We start from the raw sequence: 18,443 nt of genomic DNA, 5'->3' as shown, positions 1-18,443 counted from the left end.
GGACATCACCAGATGATGACTGACACACCCGACAGCGTAACGTTTGTTCCGATCGACCGGATCGAGGTCTTGAACTCGCGAGACCGCAACATGAAGGTCTTCGAGGAAATCGTGGAAAACATCCGCACCATCGGCCTGAAGAAGCCGATCACGGTGACCGAGCGCGAGGGCGCCGATGGGGCGCCCGCCTATCTGCTGGTCTGTGGCGAAGGCCGCCTCAACGCCTTTCGCTTGCTGGGTGAAACCCACATTCCGGCGCTGGTGGTTAATGTGACCGACGAGGACGCCTTCATCATGTCGCTCGCCGAAAACATCGCCCGGCGCGGCCACCGCCCGCTCGAGATTTTGGCCGACATCGAACTGTTGCTGGCGCGGAACTACAGCATCGACGACATCGTCGAGCGGACCGGGCTTTCCGAGAAGTATGTCCGCGACATTGTCTTTCTTCTGGAGAAGGGAGAGGAGCGACTGATCGAGGCGGTTCAGAACGGGACCATTCCGCTGACCACCGCACTCGAAATCGCCCGCGCCAAGCACGACGACGAAAACCTCGGCGACATGCTGGAAGAGGCCTACAAGTCAGGCCAGTTGAAGGGCCATCAGATCACGGAAGCCAAGCGGCTCATCGAAAAACGCCGGGAAAAGGGTCCCCGCACAGGCGGAGAGCGCCCGAAGCTGCCGAACTCCGCGCACTCGCTGGTCAAGACCTACCAGCGCGAAGTGGCGCGCCAGCACAAGCTGATGCTGAAGGCCGATCATGCCCAGCAGCAGCTCCTCCTGGTCGTCCAGGGCCTCAAACGGCTCTTCGCCGACGAGAACTTCGTCACGCTCCTGCGCGCCGAAGGGCTGGACACATTGCCCAAATACCTTGCCGACCGCATCGAAACCGCCTGAACCCGTGGAGCCCACCATGAACACCCACAGCACCGTGAAACCGCTTTACCCCGGGATCTTCCCGCCGCCCGGAGCAGAGGACAATGACACGCCCTATCCGAAGGCGCCTTTGAACCTGACCCTCGGCTTCGATCTTGAGACCTACCAGATCCCGCTCGAGGAACTGATGCCATCGAAGAAGGTGCCGGATGGCGTGATGACGACACGAAAATTCCGCCAGATCGTTTCATCGATCCGGGAGATCGGCCTGATCGAGCCGCTCTCGGTCATCAAGCCCGATCCCAATGCATCGGGCTTCCTGCTCCTTGACGGCAACCTGCGCGTTCTGGCGCTGAAAGAGCTCGGTCAGGACACCGCCCCCTGTCTGATCGCCAAGGACTTCGAGACCTATACCTACAATCACCGGATCAACCGGCTTTCGACGGTGCAGGAGCACTACATGCTGCGCCGCGCGATTGACAAAGGCGTCAGCAAGGAGCGGCTGGCCCGCGCCTTCAGCGTCAACCTTTCGACGATCAATAGCCGGGTCAACCTGCTCCATGGGATCTGCCCCAAGGCGGTGGAACTTCTACAAGACCAACAGTTCGCTCCAGACGTGACCCGGCATTTGCGCAAGATGAAAGCAGCCCGGCAGATCGAGGCAGTCGAGCTGATGATGGCGGCCAACACGATCACCGCCGCCCATGCCGACGCCCTGTTGAAAGCGACCCCGCCGGAGCAGCGGTCGGATTATGCGCCGCCCAAGCCGGACGAGCCAAAGAGCGATCCGCTTGAGCAGATCGTCAAGCTGGAGCGCGAGATGAACCAGGTCCAGGAAAAATACAAGCGCACCGAGGAAAGCTATGGCTCGGAACTCCTGAACCTCGTAGTTGCCAAGGGCTATCTGAAGAAGGTTCTCGAGAACGATGCCGTGCGCTCGTATGTGGACCGCCATGCGCCCGAGATCCTCGAGCAATTCGAACTCGTCCTCAACACACTCAGCATGGAAGAGGCGATCGAGCAGGCCGAGCGACAGGAGGGGGAGCGCGGGATCGGAACGGACGCGGACGCGACAGCAGAGCTTGGGGACATTCCGCGCGGCGTCGACCTTGGGTGAACGGCGCACGTGACGCGCAAGGTGCCAGTGAGCGGCTTTGTTCCACCTCTTTAGCCATCACGGCGCTCCGGCGCGCGAGCACGCCGAAACTGCAACAAGATCAGGACTTCACGATCACCGGGGATTCGATTCCCTTCCGCGCGAAGACATTCCTCGTATCGATGACCAGCGTCGAGTGCTTCGCCACCAGTTGATAGTCGACCGCGTCGTGGTCGGTCGAGACGATCACGGCATGATAATCCGCGATGGCCTCGGGCGTCAGCGCCACCGACTGGATGCCCTCGTACTGCCCGTGCTCGCGGGTGGACGGAATCACCGGCACGTGGGGATCGTGATAATCGACGCGCGCGCCGCGCTGCGTCAGGATGTCCATCAGGTGGAAGGACGGGCTTTCGCGGATGTCCGAGACGTTTTTCTTGTAGGCAAGTCCCAGGATCAGAATTCTCGACGCACTCAGGGACCGCTTCTGCCGGAGATCGAGCTGCCGCTCGACATTGGCGATGACGTAGCGCGGCATGGAGACGTTGATTTCGCCGGCAAGCTCGACGAACTTCGTCGTCAGACCGTATTCGCGCGATTTCCAGGTGAGGTAGAAGGGATCGATCGGGATGCAGTGCCCGCCGAGCCCGGGGCCCGGATAGAAGGGCATGTAGCCGAAGGGCTTCGTCGCGGCAGCGTCAATGACCTCCCACACGTCGATCCCCATGGCGTCGTAGATCACCTTCAATTCGTTGACGAGGGCTATGTTTACGGCGCGAAACACGTTCTCCGTTATCTTCACCGCTTCGGCGACCGAGGGCGAAGACACCGCCACCACGCGCGCCACCACCGCGCCGTAGAAGGCCTCGACGAGCGCCGCAGCGACCGGTCCGTCGCCGGCCACGATCTTGGGAATGGACACCGTCTGGAAGGCGACGTTGCCGGGATCCTCGCGCTCGGGCGAGAAGCCGAGGAAGAAGTCGGCGCCGCAGGAAAGACCGCTTCCTTCCAGGATCGGCTTCAGCACTTCGTCCGTCGTTCCCGGATAGGTCGTCGATTCCAGCACGATGAGCTGGCCCGGGCGCAGATGGGCCGCGATCGCCTCGGCGGTCATCGTGACATACTGGAGATCAGGCTCCCGGTGCCTTGTCAGGGGCGTCGGAACACAGATGACGATGACGTCGCACCGGGCAAAGGACGCGACTTCGCCCGTGGCCGAAAAGCGTCCGGCCGCGACATGCGCGGCGAGATCGGCGGAAGGTACCGCGTCGATGTAGGAGCGTCCGGCATTCAGGTCGCGGATCTTGCCGGGATCGACGTCGAAGCCGAGCGTCGAAAAGCCGGCGCGGGCACAGGCCGCCGCGAGCGGCAGACCGACATAGCCAAGGCCGACCACGCCGATCACGGCCTCGCGCCCCTCGATGCGGGCAGCCAGGCCATGGTCGGGCGACGTGCGGGCTTGTTCGTTCATGGCTAGGGAGTCCGTTGGTTCAGCAAATCAAAAAAAAGACCGGCGCTCCAGCGCCATCCGCAGGAACCGAGTGCGTTGCACGCCAATGGTGAACCTGACCATCCCCTGCCATCGCCGAAAGACCGACTGCGATCAATCGGCATTGCGGCGCACGTTGCGCTCGATCCAAGCATAAGTCTCCTCGAGCCCTGACCGTAGCGGCTGCGACGGACGCCAGCCAAGCCGCTCCTCGATGAGATTGTTGTCGGAGTTCCGTCCGCGCACGCCTGTGGGACCGTCAATATGCTTCTTGTGGAGCGTCTTGCCGGCGATATCGCTGACGATGTCGACCAGCTGATTGATCGTCACCATCTCGTCGGAGCCGATGTTGACCGGACCTTCAAACCCTGAGCGGGTCAGTCGGAGCGTGCCCTCGATGCACTCGTCAATATAGAGGAACGATCTCGTCTGCAGCCCATCTCCCCAGATTTCGATCTCGCCATTGTTGGGCGTTGAGGCGACCTTGCGGCAGATCGCCGCTGGCGCCTTCTCCTTGCCGCCTTGCCAGGTGCCTTGGGGCCCGAAGATGTTGTGATATCGCGCAATACGGTTCGACATGCCGTGGTTTCGATTGTAGGCTAGAAATAATCGTTCGGAAAAAAGCTTCTCCCAGCCGTACTCGCTGTCCGGAGCAGCCGGATAGGCGGAATCCTCGGCACATTTCGGATTGTCCGGATCCTCCTGATTGTAGGCCGGGTACATGCATGCCGACGAGGAGTAGAAGACGCGGCGAACGGTCCGCTTGTGGCACAGATCGGCGATGTTCAGGTTGATGGTTGCGGAATTGTGCATGATGTCCGCATCGTGCTCGCCGGTGAATATGTAGCCCGCCCCCCCCATATCCGCCGCCAACTGGTACACCTCGTCAAAGCGGCGGTCGATCACGCGCTCGCATACATCCTGCCGACGCAGGTCACCAATGACGAAATCGTCCGCTTCTACGTCCCGGAACTCGGGGAACTTCAGGTCGACGCCGCGGACCCAGAAACCTTCTCTCTTGAGGCGGTGAACCAGATGCCCGCCTATGAACCCCCCTGCCCCGCAGACAAGTGCTGTTTTCCGTGTCATCGGCACCCCAACTCCATCCTTGTATATGACCTGAGTGAAACGAGCGATTTAGCGGTCGCTTCCGACAAACTGCCCGACCTTGCCAAGATTCTTCCATGCCAAGGCATAAAGGCCGCCTACGCCGTTGGCTCTCAGCGCTCGATAATCCTCGCGCGACTTGCGGACAAGGTTGCCGAGCGAGCGATTGCTTTCGCCGCCGAGACGCATCTTGACGAGCACGTCCGGGATGTAGGCCGGATTGAGGTTCCCGCGGCTGAAATAGCGCAGGACCGCGTCATAATCAGCCGCGATCCGGTAGCTGGTGTCGTAGGCGCCATGGCGTTCGAACACCTGGCGCCGCAGGAACAGGGCGGGATGTGGCGGCATCCAGCCGCGTCGCAACCTGGCAGGGCTGTAGGAACCCGAACGCCACCGACGCACCACGCGGCTCTCGTCGGCCGCCGACACGTAGTCGAGGTCGCCATACACGGCGAGAACGCTTGGGGCTTCGAAGGCGGCGGCCACCTTCGCCAGCACTTGATCGTGAGCGAAGAAATCGTCGGAATGCATCAGCCCCACGACATCGCCACTGGCCAGCGCCACGCCCTTGTTCAGCGCGTCGTAGATCCCCTTGTCCGGCTCGCTAACGAGCCGCATCGCCTCGCGGCGCGCGCCGTCGATGGCGGCAAGCGTGCCGTCGGTCGACGCGCCGTCGATCACCAGATGCTCGACATGCGGCCAGGTCTGCGCCCGCACGCTCTCGATCGCCTGGGCGATCGTCGCCTCTCGGTTGAAGACGGCGGTGATGATGGTGATCTTCATTCGGACGAGGGCTTCTGGACGCAGTGATCTGATGGATGGATACTCTGGTCCATCGGTATCATTAATACGACTTGAAGTAATCGACCGTCTTCGACAGCCCCTGGTCCAGCCCGACCTTCGGTTCCCAACCGAGAAACTCGCGCGCCTTGCCGATGTCGGGCTTGCGCTGCCGGGGATCGTCCTGCGGCAGCGGCAGGCGGACGATTTTGGAGGCCGACCCCGTCATCTCGATGACCTTTTCGGCAAGCTCGAGGATGGTGAACTCTTCCGGATTGCCGAGATTGATCGGACCGGACACCTGAGCTCCGGTTTCCATGAAGCGGAGAAACCCCTCCACCAGATCGTCGACATAGCAGAAGGAGCGGGACTGGCTGCCGTCTCCATAGATCGTCAATGGTTCGCCGCCAAGCGCCTGGACGATGAAGTTGGACACCACCCGGCCGTCCGCCGGATGCATGCGCGGACCGTAGGTGTTGAAGATGCGGGCGATCTTCACCTCGATGCCCCATTGCCGCCGGTAATCGGAAAAGAGCGTCTCGGCGCATCGCTTGCCCTCGTCATAGCAGGCGCGAAGACCCGTAGGGTTGACGTTGCCCCAGTATTCCTCCGGCTGGGGATGGATGCTGGGATCGCCGTAGACCTCGCTGGTGGAGGCGTGAAAGATCTTGCATTTCAGACGCTTCGCCAGACCAAGCAGGTTGATGGCGCCCAGGACCGAGGTCTTGGTCGTCTGGATCGGATCATGCTGATAGTGGATGGGCGAAGCCGGACAGGCGAGATTGTAGATCTCGTCGACTTCCACATAGAGGGGAAAGCAGACGTCGTGGCGCATGAACTCGAAATGCGGATGGCGATGCAGATGATCGATGTTCCGTTTCGTGCCGGTGAACAGGTTGTCCACACAAAGGACCTCGTGCCCCTGATCCAGAAGCCGGTCGATCAGATGCGAGCCCAGGAAGCCGGCGCCCCCCGTGACGAGAATTTTCTTACGGCTGTCGTAGAGTCTGGGCACTAGGGAGCGCTCCTGTTCGATGATGCCGTCCCCGGTACTTTCTTCGACCGGACACGAGGCAAATATTGCAAACGACAAGTCTTCCGCACGATTAACGGCGCTCCTTCTCGGCTTCGATGATCAGAATTCGAATCGTGTGAAAATACCACATCTTGTAAAATGCGTAGGAGAACCCTGCACCGCCATCGAGAAATCCGGCCTTGTATATATATGTGTACGTGAAGTAGAATACCGGATACCAGACCTTGGTGATATTCCTGTACTTGAAACGCTGCCGAGCAGTGAGCGAAGATGATTCGTGGGGGCTGCGTTCCCCGAGGTTGACATAACGTCTGGCTTCCCATCGCGCATAGTCAACGTGTCTTTCGATGTATTTTTCCAGCCCACGGAAATCATTGTGCTCTATCGGCGACTTGATTTCTCCGACCGTGCCTTCGACGATCGGGTGCTCATGCACCTCCATATCCAGGCTGCTCCATGAATCTTCATCGATACGTTCGTAGAGGCCGCGTCCTACTTTCAGCAAGGCGAGTTTCTTCTGGGCAAGACCGTGGCGCAGCTTCTTTCCCAGGAAATAGTTCGTGTAGTTCAGCCAGAAGCCACTGTGCGCGGTCGATCCGAGGACACGGGCGAGTTCGTCGCAGAACGCATCGTCGAGGACTTCGTCGGCATCGATGAACAGCACCCACTCGCAATTCGGCCGGTGATTGATGAGGATCCAGTTACGCTTCTTCGGGAAGCGACCATTCCATTGGAAATCGATCACCCGCGCGCCGGCGGAAGCGGCGATCTCCTGCGTGCGATCGGTGCTGCCGGAGTCGACGACGATGATCTCCTGGAACCGCGACAGCGCGCTCAGGCATCGAGGCAGATTTCTCTCTTCGTTCTTGACCGGGATGACGACCGCAACGGCAAGGTCTCGCTCGGCGGCCGGCTTTGTGTGGGTCTCACGGGGAAGCATGTCGTCAGTCAACCAGCTTTCGGATTTCGCGTGCCGGATTCCCCGCCACGACGACCATGGCGGGAACATCCCTCATCACGACCGCCCGGGCGCCGACGATCGCGCCGGCTCCAACGGTGACCGCGGGGCCAACGAAGGCATCCGCGCAGACCCAGGCATCGTCCTCCACATGGATCGGCGGTTTCATGAGCGGGCGATCGGGCCTTCGCCAATCGTGCGTACCGGCGCAAAGATGGGCTCCTTGCGACACCGTCACCCGCCGGCCCAGCATGATCCGCCCTAGCGAATACAGGATAACCCTGTCGCCGACCGCCGAGTCATCACCGATCTCGACGTTCCACGGAATGGCGATGCGAACAGTCGGATGAACATGGACCTGGTTGCCGATGCGGGCCCCGAATCCGCGAAGGATGAAGCGCCGCCAGCCCCAGAACGGTCGGGGACTGAGCGAGAAGAGCGGCTGTACAAGCGCCCAGGCCACTCGGCCGGCCTGCTCCCGGCGGCTCCATTTCCGACTCGTGCGATTGGCGCGGACGTCAAGCAAAGGTCAATCCACCCGTACGAATTCCGGCCGGTCGCCCTGCCCCAGAAGCCAGCCATAGGCCTCCAGCGACATGGCCGCCATCCTGGCCCACGAAAAATCCCGCTCCATCCATGCCCGCCCTCGCGCCCCCATGGCTCGACGCTCAACATCGGGAAGCGATAACGCCAACATCAGGGCCGGGGCAAGCGCGTCCGGCCCGTGGCCGACCCACCAGCCGCACCGGTTGGCCTCCAGCCCCGACCAGGGCGCCCCCTTGGACGATATCACCGGTACGCCTACCGCGAGGCTCTCCGCCACGGTCATGGCGAAGTTTTCGCTGCGCGATGACAGAACGAAGAGATCGGCTGCGGCCATGAGCGTATCTCGCGCAGGTCCATGAACCGGAGGCTCTATCCGCACGCGCTTCAAACCGAGCCGGCGCTTGAGCGCCGCCAGTTCGGCAGCATGCCCGCCTTCATCCGGACCGACGATCCTCAAATCCCAGTCAGGGGCGACGGGCTCGACCTTTGCCCAAGCCTCCAGGAGGGAATCCAATCCCTTGACCGGATGGATTCGTCCAAGGGAAAGCAATGTCTTGCGGCCCTCCGCAACACGGGCAACCGCTTCCGGCGGCGGCACCGCGACGCCGTTGGGGATCACCGCGACAGGCTGCTTCAGGCCGAACCGGCGAATGTCGTCGTACTCGCCCTCGGACGTAGCATGGAACATTTCGGCTGCACGCAACGCTGTGCCCTGTGCGATCTTCAGGAAAAGCCGCTTCCGCAAGGGGGAAAAGGCCAGAGCGGGCGGGGCAAGCATGCCCCTTGGAGCAATCACCAGCCGGGCGCCAGGGGCGGCGTAGACGTTCGGCATCCTCCAAAGCCCGTGTGTGTGAAGGATGTCGAAACGACCCGTTCGAAGCGCCGCGCGCATTCCACACGAAATCCCTAGTGTCGAAAGGCCGGTCCATCCCGCAAGGTCGTTTCGATGGCGGCGATCATCGAGCCTCTCCATCGCGTGGATGGGGCTGCCACCGAGAGCATGCAGTTCCACTAAAGCACCGAGACGAGCCTGCCCCCTTGCGAGCGCGGGTATGCTGTAGGCCGGACCCGAGGCCTGAATATCAAGCGACGCCATCGTGTGGGCGATACGCAACGGCCTCATGTTCCAATGACGATCTTGTGCCATGGCGGCGCGGGCCGAGGCTCGCCCCTCTTTCTGGACACGAGGATGTCGTCCAGGAACTTTGCGCCGGCATCCGCGCCCAGACATTTGGACCAATGCCTGATCGACTGCCTACGTTCGGGCGTGACCTGTCCGAACTGAACGACCATTGACAGTTTTTCCGCCAGCTCTGCCACCTCCCCGGCCTTGAACACGCCCCCGACGCCGCTGGCCCGCACCACGCCCGCCGCGCCGCAGCGGTCGGAACAGATGGCCGGGGTGCCCGCCATCAGCGCTTCCGAGACGACGGCGCCCCAGCCGTCGTGGCGGCTGGGAAGCACGAGACAATCCGCGCCGGCCATGATGGCCGGCATCTCGTGCATCGGCTGCTGGCCGAGCCAGGTGACACGATCGCCGAGGCGCGCGCCGGCCCTTTGCCGCAGGTCGGCTTCGAGCGGCCCCGCGCCGACGACGACCAGCTCGAGCGAATGGCCATCCAGCCGCGCGAGCGCATCGATGAGCAGGTTAATCCTTTTCCGTTCGATGAACTGGCCCACGAACAGGACACGGAAGGGCGCCTCCTTCGACCGTTCCGGCTGTGTCGGGATTGTCGGTTCCGGCAGGAAATAGGCGAAGGGCATGATGCGTTCGGCGGGCATCCCGCGGGCGGCAAGCCAGGCGGGCGTGGCATGGCCGATCGCGAGAACGCCCTCGATCCGGTGTCGCCACTTGCGCATCAGCCGGGCATATTCGAGCCGTTTCAGCATGGTTGCCGCCCAGCCGCGCTCCTCCACCGTCTCCATGATCACCCACTGCCGCAGCCCGCGGGCGTCCAGGGCGATGCGCGCCGGGCCGACCACGCCGTTTCCGCGAAATCCCTGACAGATGTGGATGCTGTCTTCCGGCGCCCCGGCGACCAGGCTGGCTGCGGCGGCGGCGTCAGGGGCCAATCGGAGCGTCATCGCGTCCGCCCTGGCCGGCGTCCAGCCCTGTTTCGCGCGATCTTCCGACATCGGCTGCTCGGCGACATAGGTGACGCGCCGGCCGCTCCATGCCAGGGCCTCGGCGAGCCCCGCCATGTGCGGCGACACGATGCGCTGCCAGAACCAGACCGGATCAGCCAAGACGGCGGGCATCCATGGCTGGTCGTGCGCTCGCTCCGCCCCAGCCAAGCAGCAAGAGAAGCAGGAGCCCGAGCCCGCCGGCGGAAAACAGCGTGGCTTCGCCGAAATTGAGGATGATTGCAGTCAGGCCCACCGCAAAAGGCGCGATTCCGCGTCGGCCGGCATTGCGCATCAGGCGGAAGAACCAGGCGCCCACCAGAAGGGCGCCGGCGATCCCGACCTCTTCGACGATGGCCAGCGGCAGCACGCCCTTTTCGATCGAGGCGCCGACCGGCAGGCCGAGGATCGGGTCCCGTCGAACAATCATGAGCGCCGGCTCGGAGGCGATGCCGAAGCCGCTTCCGGTGAAGGGTCGCTTGACGATGTTTTCAGTCATCTTGTCGATGAGGCGGCCTCGGGACTGGTCATAGGCCTGGAAGAGACTACCAGCCTCCGCGCGACCGGATTTCGTGATGTAGTGGTCGAACTTCTGCGCGATCACCGGCGCCAGCATCAACCCGGCCAGAAGGGCAGCGAAGAAGGCGGTCCACAGGCGCGGACTGCGCAGCCCAGGCAGCAACCGGCGCACCGATACGCCCGAAAATCCCGGAGCGGCCATAACGGACAGGCCAATGCCCAACACCATGGCAACGCCAGCGGTGCGCGCCTCGGATGCGAGCACCACGAACAGGCAAAATCCGACGAGGATCACCGATCGCCAGGTAGGATGACGCTCGCCGAGCAGCCGTGCCGCGGCCCAGGCCCCGAGCAGCGCCATGGTCGGGCCGAAGGCCTGCGGGTGGTTGAGAATGCCCTGGAAGCCGGTGCCGTTGCGCAGATAGCCGATCGGCAGGGCGATCAGCGGCAGGCTGACCAGCAGGACCAGCACCAGAAGGCCGAAGAGCTCGCCTGCCGCCCTGTCGCGCTCGGCCGGCGTCAGCCCGGTCCAGGCGGAAAGGATCGCGGCCATCGCGATCGCCCAGGACACCGCCTTCAGGACCGAGACGTCGACCATCGGGCTGACGAAGTAGGAGTGGAGAACGAGGAACAGGCCAAGCAGGATCGTGGCGAGCACCATGCCGCCGCCGGGCGGCGAGCCCTTGAACAGGCCGCCATGCAGCAGCATCGACAGCGCCGCCCCGCCCAGCACCGCATAGCGCCCGAGCGCGGCATAGGCGGCATCGGGCGCGATGCCGGGGCTGATCATCGAAAACAGCCAGGACATCGCCAGCGCCCGCAGCGCGTGCGGCCGGCCGGCGAGCGCATAGGCCGCCAGCGCGAGATAGCTCAGGTCCGCCGTCGGCCCGGAGGCAAGCCGCAGCGCGAGCGCGGCCAGAAGCGGCGCATAGGTCCAGATGCTGAAGCGCGGCCGGGCCTCGCGCCGCCCGGCGAGCCAGGGCGGCGCATACGCCATCGCCGCATGCGGCGGCATGGGACGGGCGAACTTATCCACGGGGTCGGTCCATCGATTATCCTTGCCGCCAGAGTGTGTCAGAAGGACGAACCCAATGGAACAGACCACGCGACTGAAGCTTCCCTACCTCCTGCCTTCCCAGGCGCAGAAGCACGTCACCCACAACGAGGCGCTGCGGGCGCTGGACGCGATCGTCCAGGTGGGCGTCGAAAGCAGCAATCGCAACGACCCGCCCGCCGAGCCGGCGGCAGGCGAGCGCCACCTGGTCGGCGATGCGCCGACGGGCGCATTTGCCGGCCATGCGGGGACGATCGCCGCCTTCCAGGACGGCGCCTGGACCTTTCACGAGGCGCTGCCCGGCTGGCTGGCCTGGGACGCCGAAACGCGGGCGCTGCTCGTCCATGACGGCGCCGGCTGGGCGCCCGTGGTCGACCTGCAATCGGTGCCGATGGTGGGTGTGAATGCCACCGCGGATGCGGTCAACCGGCTCACCGTCGCCGCGCCCGCGACGCTGCTCACCCATTACGGCGCCGGCCATCAGCTGAAGATCAACAAGGCCGAGGCTGGCGACACCGGCTCGCTGCTGTTCCAGACCGGATGGTCCGGCCGCGCCGAAATGGGGCTGGCCGGAAACGACGATTTTTCCGTCAAGGTCTCGCCCGACGGCGCGGACTGGCACACCGCGCTCGCCTTCGACGCCGAAACCGGCCGGCTCGACGCCGCCGGGCTGACGATCGCCCCCGGGGCGACCGGCGAAAGCGGGCTTGCCTTCGCCGACCTGACGGCAGCCTCGCCCGCCGCCGCCCGCACCAACAAGACGCTGGGCGTCGATGCCGACGGCAAGGTGGTGCAGCTCAAGGCCAGCCTCCCTTCCTACGTGATAACCGGGACGGAGTCCGACACGACCACCATCCGCGACTTCAACGCGCAGGTTGCCAAGGGCACCGGGATCTATCTTGGCGACGCCGCGGCCTTCATCGCCAACAATCCGATCGGCGACTGGTACCAGATGACCATCACCGGCGTGAATGCCGGCTTCTTCAGCCAGTTGATGATCGCCAATGCCGAGGTCTGCTTTCGCGGCGCCGCGGTTTCGGGTGTCGCCGGGGCCATCTGGTACATGCTGATGAAGCAGTCGGGGGCGACCACCGGCTACGTGCCTTATTACGACGTGGCCGGCACGCAGCGGCGCTATCTCAATTCCTCGCTCTACCAGGCGGCCGGGCGCATGGGCATCGGCACGGCCAGCCCGCATGCCTCGGCGCTGCTCGATCTGGCAAGCACGCAGAGGGGCTTCCTGCCGCCGCGCATGACGCAGGAGCAGCGCGACGCCATCGCCGCGCCGGCCACGGGGCTGATGATCTACAATCTGACGCAGAACGAGCCGCAGTTTTTCGACGGAACCGAGTGGGTGGGCATGCGGGGATGACATCAGCGCGTCATGCGGCGGCGCAGCTTGCGCGACAGCGGGACGTTGCCGAGATCGGGGCGGAGCGTGGGGTTGGTGTAGAAACGGACAACCTGCGGCGGAACGGGAACGTGCTGGCGCCGCCCGTCGCGCAGGCCGCGCCAGGCGGCGCCCAGCAGCGGCGGAACGGCGCGCGGCCCGTTGGCGCGCGTTCCCGCGACGAGATGGCTCAGCAGACAGCGCAGCGACAAAGGCAGCGCGGCTGCCAGCGGGAAGTGCTTGTGATGGACGCGATTTAGTTCGTTGTTTCGAGCACAACTGTATGCGAGTGATGGCATGCGATGGGTAAATTGCTTGAAGCCTTATTAGCCCTCTAAGCATCTGCTGCCTTTTCAATGAAATGATTCCGAAACCGGGCAGATCGCCCAGTTGCAGCGCCGCGCAATGCGGCAAATACAAGAGATACAATGTAAAGGACTCCGGAACGAACCCTCGCATTCTTAACATTTGCTGCAGTCGCACGCGCTGAATAGTATACAGCGCTATGTATTGCCATATTTTTAAAGTAAACATAACATAATGAGAAAACCCATTTCCTTCGCCTTAATAACCTATCCACATCTGTTCGCGCCCTATCGTAATGCAAAACAGAAACTTCCTCGACAAGATGTACGCGATACCCTTTTTCTTTCAGGCGCATGGAGTAATCAAGGCCTTCACCCGCTACTTCCAGATAGGGGTCTAAATACCCGATTTTATCTAGCGCCTCCTTATTCAACATAAAAGCCGCCTCAAAAAAGAAGCTCGAAATCTTTCCGTCCCTCACGCTAGTCAGTATCCTGCGCGACGTAGCGTCGCATATCTGAGGCGATGCGATGGCAATACGTTTGTCAGACCGGACGCAAAGGAGTAGTTTATCAACCGCCGATGTATCGATTATTATGTCATCATCCAAACTAAATATGTAATCGTAACGAGCCAGTTCCCAACCGATGTTTCTACCTCTAGAAACACCTAAATTGCGGTCGTTAAATATACAACGCACATTTTTTTCACCATTAACAATTTCTCGGATTATTTCTGCAGACCCGTCAGTAGAACCATTGTCTACAACAATAAGCTCACCGCCCCAATATCGAACGATCTCCATTATAGAAAAAATAGTTTTCTCAATTTGATCGCTTCTATTGTAGCTTAAAACTACAAACGATACGGGAAAATCGACTCTTGGGGCATCTTTTTTCATACTCGATTGAATTCACTCATAAACAATTCTCGCGAGAGGCCGTATAACGTAGATCATTAATTTAGCGCGAAGTCTGAATACAACGCGCGAATAAAACCCTGCAATCATTTGGTGCGAACTCTTATATTCTTGATTTCTAGCAATATAACGGGATTTTTCTATATCACTCAATGATAATTCTTCTGGATGCAGTATAGGCGGAGGAATTGCTACATAAAGCTTCCCATTGGAGCGCTTCATCCAAAGCGACCAATGATCTGCAACAGATACTATCTTTCCAGGCTCCAGCATGCATTCGGCAGCTCTTTTTGTTATATAGTATCCGCAGGTTCCCCACACTTCAGAGGAAAATCTATCGACCGGCTCTCTGAAGCAGAGACCACTGCCCTCCGATTTTGCGCCTCTGCGACGAAGAACGAGATTCCTAGCATAGGGCCGGCTTAATGCTCCAAAATGATAGACTTCAGGTCGGATTTCGATCTGGTGGCCGACTTGACTAAAGTAAGAAAGCGCCATCTCAAATTTCGGAGTGAGCGTCACATCGTCTTCCAGAATTAACGCACCGTGCGATCCACTATCTATAATCATCTTGTATGCCATTCTATGAGACAATGCGCATCCGATCTCCGGACCTGCAAGAGGCCTTCCAATATTTCGAATGACAGCCGCCTGATCGACATGGGAAAGAAGATACTCAGGCTCGCATGCCGCCGAATCAACGGCATCGATCACTGTATAAGCGCAGGACTTTTCATTAAGCTGAGAGACGATTTTTTTCCGCCGTTCCGCTGCACGCTTCAGTGAGATTACGAATATATTCAATGACAAAATCAAACCTCAAGCATTTGCCCTATGGGGCTATCTCGGCTAACACTGGATAAATCGATTTTCTTTAGACGTTCATTATATAAATGAACAAGAATTGTTCTATGTGTGCACAAATCATCAATCGATAACCCACTATCAACTAGAAGAGATGTATGATCATAGTGAATTGGATAAAAGTAATCTATTGGCAACGCATGTGTTTCAAGGCCATACTTCCTAAGGTACCAAGTCAACGCGTGAGGGCCGGTAAATCCCCAAGGCATATCCTGCAGTTCGACCGGAAAGCCGATACTCGAACGTAATCGGTAGTATGTCCGCCGCTTTGGGCCTGACCACGGCGGAATAAATGAGTTCTCGTCCTTCAATCGGCCAAGTTCTAACAAAACTGGCGAATCTGCAGGTAACTTCAAAACCGCGTTATTAATGAGATTATGGTTCTCATAACCGAATATGTATTCCATATCGTAAACTGGCTTCACACAGAATACATCGCAGTCTACATAGAGACCAGTACCCTTCTTAAGCAATTCATACCGAAGCAAATCCGCAAATATTGCCAAGCTTCCTGTTTCTTTGTGCCTACATATACTAGAATAAGGCAAAAGTAACTCCGCGTCCGACAACTCTACTCCGTCTGGAACATCTGATGGTTTGCCATATGAGTGCAATACAATTCGATGACCCCACCTTAGAAATGAACGGAGACACGCAGCATGCAAAGGCCCAAGCTTTGGACCTATCCATATAGAATTGATACAACAGAGCCCCACCTGACTACCTTTCAGTTCGCACGGCCAGACTGTCGCGATCAGTAAGGGGTTCAACCCTAAATCCATACTGAGCGAGGATTCTCTCAATCGAGTTGAAAACCCCAAGCTCGTGATGCTCAAAGATGATCGCCTCAATTCGATCGAGGACCTTCAACGCCCCTTTTAGTGCGCTGAGTTCTGCGCCTTCGAGATCCATCTTTAACAACTTGATATACGGAACATCGGCAAGAACGGCGTCTAGCGTGTTTGTTAGTACCTCGAAATGTTCATCACCCTGCGAAGACTGAAGCGAGGCCTGACCGAAATTGCCGGACGGCATGGACGCGAATAGAGCCTCACCGCCTCGATCGGCCAACGCATTTTCGACAACGCTAACCGAACTGGCATTGTTGAGTTCGATGTTGCGGCGGAGTAATTCGGCCGTCTGCTTCATCATCTCGATTGCTATCACGCTCCCGCTTGGGGCGACCTGACTCGCAGCGACAACGCTATAGAAACCGATGTTTGCCCCGGCGTCTACGAAAGTATCGCCAGGATTGAGCCGCTCCCTTACGCAGGCCAAGATTGCCCGTTCTCGAATAGGCGCCACATGCCAGAGGTCGTCTGTCCGGCCCCTAAGTGCGAACCTCCCTACATCGGCAACATCCAAGACAAGGTCATGAAAAAGAACGGGATCACGCCATTCATTGAGTCTAATCGCGGCGGTCAGTGGTGCGGCCAAGAAGGATAGCGAGAGCCATAGCTTGTCCTGAATTGCTACCCCACTCATATCTCGCATTATGGATCTCCAAAACCTTAATCGGCCTGAGTAAATCCGAAGCCTCTGATAAGTAGCCTGAGGCAGGATGGTTGCTGTCGCTTTTCCGATCGCACCAATCACGAAACCACCCTCCGATTCTCGTCACTCTTCATTACCGACTGCACGCGGCCGGCGTCCAGCGTCACGACCATGTCGCAGCCGTCGAGCGTCGACAGCCGGTGGGCGATGATGAAGATGGTGAGGTCGCGGCCGAGCCTGCCGATCGCCCCCATCACCGCCGTCTCTGTTTCGGTGTCGAGCGCGCTGGTGGCCTCGTCGAAGACGAGCACGTCGGCCCGCTTGTAGAGCGCGCGCGCGATGCCGACGCGCTGGCGCTGGCCGCCCGACAGCCGCACGCCGCGTTCGCCGACCGGCGTGTCGTAGCCTTGCGGCAGCGCCTCGATCACCTCGGCGAGTTCGGCCTTCGCGGCCGCCGCCGCCACGCGCGCCCGGTCGATCTCGCCCGCCGGCACGCCGAAGGCGATGTTTTCGGCGATGCTTGCGTCCGACAGATAGATCGACTGCGGCACATGGGCGATGCGGGCCTGCCAGGCGGCGCGGTTGGCGTCGTTGAGTTCGACACCGTCGACGAGGATGCGGCCGCTGTCGGGGCTGAGCAGGCCGAGCACGAGGTCCATCAGCGTGCTCTTGCCGCTGCCGGTGCGGCCGGCAAGACCGACGCGCGCGCCCCTTTGCACGACGAGATCGATGCCCTCCACGGCTGGCCGCCCCCCTTGCGGATAGGAGAAGCCGACCTTGCTGAGGACGAAATCGCGCTCGAAGGGCAGGCGCTCGCGGTCGCGCGGGGCGGTGAACTGCGGCGCGTCGGGAAGACGCAGGATGTCGAGGATGTCGGCGAGCATGGGACCGCCGGTGAGCGTCGCCGCCCAGCCCGAATAGGCCTGCTGCATCAGCGGCACGAGCCGCTGGGCGCCAAGCGCCAGCGCGCCCAGCACCGGCAGCGCTGCGGCGAGCCCGCCCTCGCGCAGGGTGAGAACGAGGGTCAGACCGGCGATCAGCGCAAGACCGATCCCTTCGACGATGAAGCGCGGCGCCTGGGCGATGAAGTTGTTGAGCGCCTGCGCGCTGCGCAGCCGCGCCTCGGTTTCCCCGAAACGGGCGACGAAAGCCGCCTGCGACCGATCCAGCAGCACGTCGCGGATGCCGCCGAGCCCTTCGCTTGCGGCCTGCAGCCGCTCCCCCTGCGCCCGCGCGATGATGTCGCCGTTGGCCCGCATCACCTTGCGCGTGATGCGCATGACCAGGAGATAGATCGCCGCGAAGCCGAGGCCGGAACCGAGCGCGATCAGCGGGTCGATGAAGAGCAGCCCCGCCAGGATGAAGACCGCGATGACCGATGCGGCAGTGGCCTGCATCAAGGGCATCAGGATCTGGCCCGCGACCAGCTGAGCCTTGTTGATGGCCGCAAGCGTCTCGCTGCTGTTTTGCCCGGTATGGTAGGTGTAGGGCTGATGCAGCGTGCGGCTGAAGATCGCGACGCTGAGGTCGCGCGCCACGCCGAAGACGAAGCGCTGGCTGACATAGACAAGAAGCAGGCGCGAAGCGGCCGCGCCAAGCGCGGCGACCGCGAACAGGATCGCCGCGGCGACGGCGATCTGGACCGGCGTATCGATCCCGAAAACATGCAGGAAGCCCTGGACCCGCGCATGCTGCATGACGCCCTGAGGGTCGGCGATGACCGCGAGGAACGGCAGCACGGCGCCGATGGAGACGAGTTCGCCCACCGCGCCGACCAGCATGAGGCAAAGCAGCATGCCGAACTGGCGCCGCCGCCGCGCCGACAGCTGACGGAACAGTTCGGCGAGCGAGGAACGCATGGATGCCCGGCCGCGTTCCATTTGCGCAT

17 protein-coding genes are annotated in these 18,443 nt (G+C 61.1%); 3 read left to right on the top strand and 14 right to left on the bottom strand.

Going from position 1 to position 18,443, the window contains the following annotated elements:
• Window positions 1–12: 12 nt before the first annotated feature.
• Together N1F91_RS03200 and N1F91_RS03195 are read left to right on the top strand one after the other, a co-directional pair.
• Window positions 13–894, top strand: a complete 882-nt coding sequence (locus N1F91_RS03200; protein ID WP_289990271.1) for a ParB/RepB/Spo0J family partition protein — start codon at window positions 13–15, stop codon at window positions 892–894.
• Window positions 895–910: 16 nt separating this feature from the next.
• Window positions 911–1,990, top strand: coding sequence for a plasmid partitioning protein RepB C-terminal domain-containing protein (locus N1F91_RS03195; protein WP_289990269.1), 1,080 nt, complete (start codon window positions 911–913; stop codon window positions 1,988–1,990).
• A gap of 100 nt (window positions 1,991–2,090) precedes the next feature.
• Here the strand turns inward: N1F91_RS03195 and N1F91_RS03190 are convergent, their stop codons facing one another.
• From N1F91_RS03190 to N1F91_RS03150, 9 genes are all read right to left on the bottom strand, one after another.
• Complete coding sequence (locus tag N1F91_RS03190) at window positions 2,091–3,440, bottom strand: nucleotide sugar dehydrogenase (protein ID WP_289990267.1); 1,350 nt, start codon at window positions 3,438–3,440, stop codon at window positions 2,091–2,093.
• A 132-nt stretch (window positions 3,441–3,572) separates the two neighbouring features.
• Window positions 3,573–4,547, bottom strand: coding sequence for an NAD-dependent epimerase/dehydratase family protein (locus N1F91_RS03185; protein ID WP_289990265.1), 975 nt, complete (start codon window positions 4,545–4,547; stop codon window positions 3,573–3,575).
• Window positions 4,548–4,595: 48 nt separating this feature from the next.
• Window positions 4,596–5,348: a glycosyltransferase family 2 protein gene (locus N1F91_RS03180; RefSeq protein WP_289990263.1), complete on the bottom strand. Its 753-nt coding sequence runs from the start codon at window positions 5,346–5,348 to the stop codon at window positions 4,596–4,598.
• A gap of 61 nt (window positions 5,349–5,409) precedes the next feature.
• On the bottom strand, window positions 5,410–6,360 hold the full coding sequence (locus N1F91_RS03175; RefSeq protein WP_289990261.1) for a UDP-glucuronic acid decarboxylase family protein: 951 nt from the start codon (window positions 6,358–6,360) through the stop codon (window positions 5,410–5,412).
• 91 nt (window positions 6,361–6,451) lie between these two features.
• The gene (locus N1F91_RS03170; protein ID WP_289990259.1) at window positions 6,452–7,333 is read right to left on the bottom strand and encodes a glycosyltransferase family 2 protein; all 882 of its coding nucleotides are present in this window, start codon (window positions 7,331–7,333) and stop codon (window positions 6,452–6,454) included.
• Complete coding sequence (locus N1F91_RS03165) at window positions 7,326–7,802, bottom strand: colanic acid biosynthesis acetyltransferase WcaF (RefSeq protein WP_289990257.1); 477 nt, start codon at window positions 7,800–7,802, stop codon at window positions 7,326–7,328. Before N1F91_RS03165 ends, N1F91_RS03170 begins: the two co-directional genes overlap by 8 nt.
• Window positions 7,803–7,868: 66 nt before the next feature.
• Complete coding sequence (locus N1F91_RS03160) at window positions 7,869–8,981, bottom strand: glycosyltransferase (RefSeq protein WP_289990330.1); 1,113 nt, start codon at window positions 8,979–8,981, stop codon at window positions 7,869–7,871.
• Between the two features lie 23 nt (window positions 8,982–9,004).
• Window positions 9,005–10,087 (bottom strand): glycosyltransferase family 4 protein, encoded by a 1,083-nt coding sequence (locus N1F91_RS03155; RefSeq protein WP_289990255.1) that lies wholly within the window; start codon window positions 10,085–10,087, stop codon window positions 9,005–9,007.
• Between the two features lie 37 nt (window positions 10,088–10,124).
• On the bottom strand, window positions 10,125–11,564 hold the full coding sequence (locus N1F91_RS03150) for a hypothetical protein (RefSeq protein WP_289990253.1): 1,440 nt from the start codon (window positions 11,562–11,564) through the stop codon (window positions 10,125–10,127).
• A 55-nt stretch (window positions 11,565–11,619) separates the two neighbouring features.
• On the opposite strand from N1F91_RS03150, the gene N1F91_RS03145 reads away from it, so the two are divergent.
• Window positions 11,620–12,954, top strand: a complete 1,335-nt coding sequence (locus N1F91_RS03145) for a DUF2793 domain-containing protein (RefSeq protein WP_289990250.1) — start codon at window positions 11,620–11,622, stop codon at window positions 12,952–12,954.
• Between the two features lie 2 nt (window positions 12,955–12,956).
• On the opposite strand, the gene N1F91_RS03140 is transcribed toward N1F91_RS03145, so the two are convergent.
• From N1F91_RS03140 to N1F91_RS03120, 5 genes are all read right to left on the bottom strand, one after another.
• A complete protein-coding gene (locus N1F91_RS03140) occupies window positions 12,957–13,271 on the bottom strand; it encodes a hypothetical protein (protein WP_289990248.1) in 315 nt (104 codons plus the stop codon).
• 35 nt (window positions 13,272–13,306) lie between these two features.
• Window positions 13,307–14,179, bottom strand: coding sequence for a glycosyltransferase family 2 protein (locus N1F91_RS03135; RefSeq protein ID WP_289990247.1), 873 nt, complete (start codon window positions 14,177–14,179; stop codon window positions 13,307–13,309).
• Between the two features lie 12 nt (window positions 14,180–14,191).
• Window positions 14,192–15,001 (bottom strand): glycosyltransferase family 25 protein, encoded by an 810-nt coding sequence (locus tag N1F91_RS03130; protein WP_289990244.1) that lies wholly within the window; start codon window positions 14,999–15,001, stop codon window positions 14,192–14,194.
• A gap of 780 nt (window positions 15,002–15,781) precedes the next feature.
• Window positions 15,782–16,555: an FkbM family methyltransferase gene (locus tag N1F91_RS03125; RefSeq protein ID WP_289990241.1), complete on the bottom strand. Its 774-nt coding sequence runs from the start codon at window positions 16,553–16,555 to the stop codon at window positions 15,782–15,784.
• Between the two features lie 98 nt (window positions 16,556–16,653).
• Window positions 16,654–18,414 carry an ABC transporter ATP-binding protein gene (locus N1F91_RS03120; RefSeq protein WP_289990240.1) on the bottom strand — a complete coding sequence of 587 codons (1,761 nt, stop codon included), beginning with the start codon at window positions 18,412–18,414 and terminating at the stop codon, window positions 16,654–16,656.
• Window positions 18,415–18,443 lie beyond the last annotated feature (29 nt).

Source organism: Aquibium sp. ELW1220, from assembly GCF_030398385.1.
GTDB lineage: Bacteria > Pseudomonadota > Alphaproteobacteria > Rhizobiales > Rhizobiaceae > Aquibium.
This window is presented reverse-complemented; position numbering and strand designations above follow the sequence as displayed.

Bases quoted from the DNA above. Each gene is read 5' to 3' on its own strand.
- N1F91_RS03190 (WP_289990267.1), bottom strand. From the start codon at position 3,440: ATGAACGAACAAGCCCGCACGTCGCCCGACCATGGCCTGGCTGCCCGC.
- N1F91_RS03145 (WP_289990250.1), top strand. From the start codon at position 11,620: ATGGAACAGACCACGCGACTGAAGCTTCCCTACCTCCTGCCTTCCCAG.
- N1F91_RS03140 (WP_289990248.1), bottom strand. From the start codon at position 13,271: ATGCCATCACTCGCATACAGTTGTGCTCGAAACAACGAACTAAATCGC.
- N1F91_RS03120 (WP_289990240.1), bottom strand. From the start codon at position 18,414: ATGCGTTCCTCGCTCGCCGAACTGTTCCGTCAGCTGTCGGCGCGGCGG.
- N1F91_RS03195 (WP_289990269.1), top strand. From the start codon at position 911: ATGAACACCCACAGCACCGTGAAACCGCTTTACCCCGGGATCTTCCCG.
- N1F91_RS03135 (WP_289990247.1), bottom strand. From the start codon at position 14,179: ATGAAAAAAGATGCCCCAAGAGTCGATTTTCCCGTATCGTTTGTAGTT.
- N1F91_RS03185 (WP_289990265.1), bottom strand. From the start codon at position 4,547: ATGACACGGAAAACAGCACTTGTCTGCGGGGCAGGGGGGTTCATAGGC.
- N1F91_RS03155 (WP_289990255.1), bottom strand. From the start codon at position 10,087: ATGGCGGGGCTCGCCGAGGCCCTGGCATGGAGCGGCCGGCGCGTCACC.
- N1F91_RS03180 (WP_289990263.1), bottom strand. From the start codon at position 5,348: ATGAAGATCACCATCATCACCGCCGTCTTCAACCGAGAGGCGACGATC.
- N1F91_RS03160 (WP_289990330.1), bottom strand. From the start codon at position 8,981: ATGGCGTCGCTTGATATTCAGGCCTCGGGTCCGGCCTACAGCATACCC.
- N1F91_RS03200 (WP_289990271.1), top strand. From the start codon at position 13: ATGATGACTGACACACCCGACAGCGTAACGTTTGTTCCGATCGACCGG.
- N1F91_RS03125 (WP_289990241.1), bottom strand. From the start codon at position 16,555: ATGCGAGATATGAGTGGGGTAGCAATTCAGGACAAGCTATGGCTCTCG.